This is a genomic window from Roseomonas sp. TAS13, from assembly GCF_001950415.1.
In the GTDB taxonomy this organism is placed as follows: Bacteria; Pseudomonadota; Alphaproteobacteria; order Acetobacterales; family Acetobacteraceae; genus Roseomonas; species Roseomonas mucosa.
The window spans coordinates 1-4,564 of record NZ_BDLP01000349.1 but is presented as its reverse complement, the minus strand read 5'-3'; the positions used below and the strand labels follow the sequence as shown (position 1 = coordinate 4,564).

Genomic DNA, 4,564 nt, shown 5'->3' with positions numbered 1-4,564 from the left:
CCTTTTGGCCGCTCTCCTCGCCGCCCTCCGACAGGCAATCCTCACCCCGATCAGCCAAGCCAGCGTCCCGACAGGCCGCACCCTGCTCGCAGGGGCGACAGCCTGAAGACGTTGTTCAAGGCCGACTCAGTAGCTCGCGGACAACGGGGAACGATATGCGATCAGACTGCATGACGGGGCGCCCGTGTCCGCCGGGCTTATCCATTAGCCGCACAATGATCATGATCAGATCATGCAGAACAGCATCGTGCACGTATGCCGCTGCGGTATCAGCTTTCGACCGAGCAACCCTTTTCTGAATGGTGCTGTCTTCGTTGAAGGCCGCCCAAATTTCTTGCAGCGCCATCGCGTAACGCGTGCTTCCGGCGATCCGGTTAACATAGCGCTTCAAGCGTTCAATCGCCTTTTCAACATCCGTTGCGACTGCAAGCCCTGTCACTTCCGCCTCGGGGTCCGGTCTTCCAGATCCGCCGGCGCCACCGTCACACCGGCGGCCTGGAGGGCGTGCGCCACCACTTGCTTCATCGTCAGGCCCCGCTCCTTCGCGGCAGTGGTCAAAGCGTTCACCGTGCTCGTTCGAAAACGCATGTTCAGTGTTGTCAGTGAGTCCGATACCGGAGCCACAGCCGGCGGCTGCTGCGGCGCTGCTTCTGCCGCGAGGCGCAGCACATCCTCGGGGCTGGGCCTCGCGGCAGCCCTGGGCTTCAACGGCGCCTTCACGTCGTTACGCCCTTACGTACCGTAGGAACCCATTTCAGCCTTCGCAGTTCGTCCAAAAGGGCCTGGATCTCTACCGCTGCCGCACCGGAGGCAGGAAGCCGGCCGCTGTATGACAGCTCGCCATAGGCCACGAGATCGCCCAAAGAAGCCTTGAGGCGGGGCACCTTGGCCCGTTCCAGCTCAGCCGCCGCATGCTTCGCTAACCCGGTCCGCTTGACCCTGTTGAGGATGACGCGGGCGGGGATCTCCCGCCGGGCGGCCCGACCCAGCCCTTCTACAAGGCGGAATGTCTTTTCCGCCTCGGTCACATCGGCCTCACCGGCCAGGGCAGGGATCAGCACCGCATCGGCCGAGGTCATCGCCACGGTGGCAGCCCGGTTGCCGAAGCCGGCAGTATCCACCAGCACCAGCCCAGGACCGTCTGCCTTGGCCGCGATCAGGTGGGCCAGTTTGGCTTCATCTACTTCCGCGTGAACCTCAATGGCTGGCCCCTCATAAGCGTTGGTGGCCCAGCGTGAGACGGCAGCAGTCGGATCAGCATCCACCAGCATCACTGGCATGGCGGGAGCCAAGCTGGCCGAAAGGATCTGGCACAGGGTTGTCTTTCCCGGTCCGCCCTTGCTGCTGGCGATGGTCAGGATTGTCATGGCGCACGTCCCGTCGTCGCTACAGCGATACGTAACGACGTATATACGTGCATTCGTAACGCATCTGGCATCCAGATCTCCGACAGTCTTGAAGGGCGGAGCGCAACCATGCTCCAATATGGCGCTTTACGCCATAGGGCATTTATGGCATCATAAGCCATATGAAGGCGGTCGAGATCTTCCGGGAAAAGGTGGTCCTGAGCGCCACAGAGTTGGTTGAGATCGTCATATGGCAAGTGCCCACTCCGGTCCCGCCATCGGACCACGATTTCAAGTATCGGCTCGTGTACGTCCGCGAGGGCCAGCGCGTGGTGGGCTATGACAACGAGCGGGGCAAGGGCGACCATCGGCACATTCATGGCCAGGAGTTGCCCTACACCTTCTCCACCATAGATCGGCTGCTGGCCGACTTCTCAGCGGACGTGAGCGCAAACAGGGAGAAGAGCGATGGCTGAACTGAATGTTCATGTCGGTGAAGGACTGGATGCCGCGCTGGCGCGAGCATCTGAAGCCGTACGGCGAGCTAAGGCCGGCAAAACGGTGCGGGAAAGCCACGTCTCCTTCGCCACCTGGGAGCTGTTCTCCTCAACAATGACCACGAAGCGCTTCGAGCTGCTGCGCCACGTCCATCGCAATCCGGAAGCTAGCATCGCCGCGCTCGCCCGCGCGCTGGGACGCGACTACAAACGCGTTCATGAGGATGTGGAAGCCTTGACCGCAGCGGGCCTATTGGACCGCGAGGGCGGTGGCGTGCAGGCCCCCTATGATGAGATCCGCACAGCGGTCGCACTGTAGGAGCACGTGATGTTCAGCGTCAGGCAGAGGCAAGCTTATCAACGGCTGACGCGCGCCCATGAACGTTATGAAGTGCGATGGGGGGATCTACCTTTCTCCGTTGTGCTACTGCACCCAAGCCAATTCTCTGCATGCGCAAAGCTGCTGGATGCGGCGACGGATGCGCCTCTGACACAGGAAGCCATCTGTGCAGCATTGGACATTCAGATGCCGCCAGCGGGTGCGCTCTACTGACCGTCAGCGGCAATCCGGCGCAGCGTTTCGTCAGTCGGCTCCTGCTCCCCCTCAGCCTTCCCCGGCCGCCACGCGCCGGTGGCGGAGAGCAAGCCCAGCAGCGCGTCATCGGGCCACTCGTTGACGGGCCGGCCATCGAAGTAGCGCCAGCGCCCGCCCTGTTGTTCCAGGGCCAGGACACGACGAAGAAGCGGAACACGCATCAGGCTTCCTCCGAACTCTTTGCCGCCTCCAACGCGGCGATGCGGGCTTCCAGCTCGGCCGCCTCGAAGACTCCCCGGGCAGCGTCGAGCACACGGAAGAGATCCGCCGCGTCGGCGGTCGGCATCTGGCCGTCCGCCAGGGCCATCAGCAGTGCCCCCACTGCTGCCGGTAGATCAGCCGTGCCGTGCACCGGCGGGAGATCCACCACGATAGGCCGCTTTTCGGGCCACAGGCGCTTCAGCAGCAGCTCGGCCGCGCGAACATCCCCGCGCCGCGCTTGTTCGATCACCGCCGCCAGGACGGCGGGAGCCGCCTCCTCGGCTAAAGCATCAAGGGCGGCAGTGAGCACGTTCCGGGAGCCCTTGCGGCGTCCGGCAGGGTTGCCGGACTGGCCGGGCCGGAAATGCCCGCGCGAATTGCGGCCCTCGTGCTCGGCCTGCTGATGGCCTGCAAATTCAGGAGCCGGCGGCGTCATTTTCGCCACCTGGGCCACCCCGCGCCGCCAAAGGCTCCCGTTGCCGGCTTGGTCACCGGCAACGGCTCGGCCGTAGCCCGGGCGCGGATGGCAGCGGCAGCGCTGGCTGCGTCCGGCGCCGCATCGGCGAGCGCGGCGGCTTCGGCGAAGGCGGCCAGCCGAGCGTCATGACGGATGGCGGCGGAGGCGTAGGAATCGCCGCTGCTCACGCCGCTTCCTCGTTGTCGAGGATCAGCGGCGCGCGGAGCGCGTTTCGGGGCATCCCTTCCCGCGCTTCCATCTGCGAACTGGAGCTTCGCATCGGCAAGTTGTCCTCGAATCCGCCCGGGATGCTCTGCGACTGGCGGCTCATCAAGCTCGGCAGGTGGCGCAGCAGCACCGCCAGCGGGTCGTCAAAGGGCCGACCGGCCCGAGCAGCGCTCTGGCGTTCCCCCATCACGAAGGCCATCGCATCGTCCAGCACCGCCTCGGGCACCAACGCGCCGCGCCACAGGACCGGCACCGCCGGAAAGATGTGGCACCCCCGCGTCTGGAGTCGCTCCACCACAAAGTCGCGGGTTCGCTTCAGTTCCTCTGCTCGCTCGGCCGCAGGGAGGCGGCGGAAAAGCACAAGCTGGTCTTCCGGCGCCCGGGAGGTGCTGCCGAACATCATATCAAGCATCAGGACCTCCACCGTTCCGCCTGATCACGGATCATGGCGCGATGAAAATCCTTCGAGGACCCCCGCGCCCGCTCCGCCTCATCCTTCCGCAGCCGGACGGCGCTCGTAGGCTTATGAGGAATATCCACCGGCGCGACGGCATTCGGGTTCGCATCCCGGATCATTTCGAACCGATGGCGCTCCGATCCCGTCAGCACCCTATGCCGGGGCGCCAGGGCCTCCCGCGCAGCGCGGTCGGCCGCGTGATCGGCCCTGGCCTGGGCCGCATCCGCCTCCGCATCAAGCTTCGCCAAGGCCGCCCGGCGGGCGCGCTCGCGGCGCAACTCGTCCTCGATCAGCTCCGCGTCAGAGCGCCACCGCGACGCCTCGCCGGCAGGCACCGTCATGGCCACGCCAACAAGGTCGGTATCTCGCCGCCATACCCTGCCGCCGCTCATGCGCGCTCATCCCCAACATGTCTGGGCCGCCCCACATCGGGAAGCGGTGCCGGCTTCGGCTCCGCCCTGATCTGGGCCTGCCGGATCAAGTCCTCCGCCTGCCGCTGCGCGTCGGCAGCAGAAGCTTCAAAATCATACCCGGGGCTTTCCGGCACCTTCGACTGATCATTCATGCGATCACCGTCCGAGTTCATTGGATGGCAATCATGAACCATTCCGTAAATACATGCGAGAGATAGGTTCTTACTGTAAATTCTCTCTCTTTGTCAATCGGCACTGAATTGGGACCCCAGATCGGCACGCAAAAGGGACCCTCTTGTGAGGTGTGTTGAGGGGGCGTTCAGGCGCGGTTCTTGAATCGCCAACTATCGTTGCCGGTCTCGACGATGTC

10 protein-coding genes are annotated in these 4,564 nt (G+C 64.5%); 2 read left to right on the top strand and 8 right to left on the bottom strand.

Annotated elements, in window-relative coordinates; all coding sequences use genetic code 11:
- Positions 1–115: 115 nt before the first annotated feature.
- From ROTAS13_RS26520 to ROTAS13_RS19880, 3 genes are read right to left on the bottom strand one after another with little or no spacing between them, the layout of a single operon-like run.
- Complete coding sequence (locus ROTAS13_RS26520) at positions 116–391, bottom strand: hypothetical protein (protein ID WP_139323452.1); 276 nt, start codon at positions 389–391, stop codon at positions 116–118.
- A gap of 44 nt (positions 392–435) precedes the next feature.
- Positions 436–720 (bottom strand): hypothetical protein, encoded by a 285-nt coding sequence (locus tag ROTAS13_RS26515; RefSeq protein WP_139323451.1) that lies wholly within the window; start codon positions 718–720, stop codon positions 436–438.
- Positions 717–1,367 (bottom strand): ParA family protein, encoded by a 651-nt coding sequence (locus ROTAS13_RS19880; RefSeq protein ID WP_075823200.1) that lies wholly within the window; start codon positions 1,365–1,367, stop codon positions 717–719. Before ROTAS13_RS19880 ends, ROTAS13_RS26515 begins: the two co-directional genes overlap by 4 nt.
- Positions 1,368–1,528: 161 nt before the next feature.
- On the opposite strand from ROTAS13_RS19880, the gene ROTAS13_RS19875 reads away from it, so the two are divergent.
- Complete coding sequence (locus ROTAS13_RS19875) at positions 1,529–1,822, top strand: DUF6516 family protein (RefSeq protein WP_075823199.1); 294 nt, start codon at positions 1,529–1,531, stop codon at positions 1,820–1,822.
- A complete protein-coding gene (locus ROTAS13_RS19870) occupies positions 1,815–2,162 on the top strand; it encodes a MarR family transcriptional regulator (RefSeq protein WP_075823198.1) in 348 nt (115 codons plus the stop codon). Before ROTAS13_RS19875 ends, ROTAS13_RS19870 begins: the two co-directional genes overlap by 8 nt.
- Positions 2,163–2,389: 227 nt before the next feature.
- On the opposite strand, the gene ROTAS13_RS19865 is transcribed toward ROTAS13_RS19870, so the two are convergent.
- Genes ROTAS13_RS19865 through ROTAS13_RS19850 form a run of 5 tightly spaced genes read right to left on the bottom strand, consistent with a single transcriptional unit; the run spans position 2,390 to position 4,173 of the window.
- Entirely contained in the window at positions 2,390–2,599 is a 210-nt protein-coding gene (locus ROTAS13_RS19865; RefSeq protein WP_075823197.1) for a hypothetical protein, read from the bottom strand.
- Entirely contained in the window at positions 2,599–3,093 is a 495-nt protein-coding gene (locus tag ROTAS13_RS19860; RefSeq protein WP_139323450.1) for a DUF5681 domain-containing protein, read from the bottom strand. The genes ROTAS13_RS19865 and ROTAS13_RS19860 overlap by 1 nt, the downstream gene beginning before the upstream one ends.
- Positions 3,072–3,284, bottom strand: coding sequence for a hypothetical protein (locus ROTAS13_RS26510; RefSeq protein ID WP_139323449.1), 213 nt, complete (start codon positions 3,282–3,284; stop codon positions 3,072–3,074). The genes ROTAS13_RS19860 and ROTAS13_RS26510 overlap by 22 nt, the downstream gene beginning before the upstream one ends.
- Positions 3,281–3,736 (bottom strand): hypothetical protein, encoded by a 456-nt coding sequence (locus ROTAS13_RS19855; protein WP_139323448.1) that lies wholly within the window; start codon positions 3,734–3,736, stop codon positions 3,281–3,283. The genes ROTAS13_RS26510 and ROTAS13_RS19855 overlap by 4 nt, the downstream gene beginning before the upstream one ends.
- Complete coding sequence (locus tag ROTAS13_RS19850) at positions 3,736–4,173, bottom strand: hypothetical protein (protein WP_075823194.1); 438 nt, start codon at positions 4,171–4,173, stop codon at positions 3,736–3,738. The genes ROTAS13_RS19855 and ROTAS13_RS19850 overlap by 1 nt, the downstream gene beginning before the upstream one ends.
- Between the last annotated feature and the right edge of the window lie 391 nt (positions 4,174–4,564).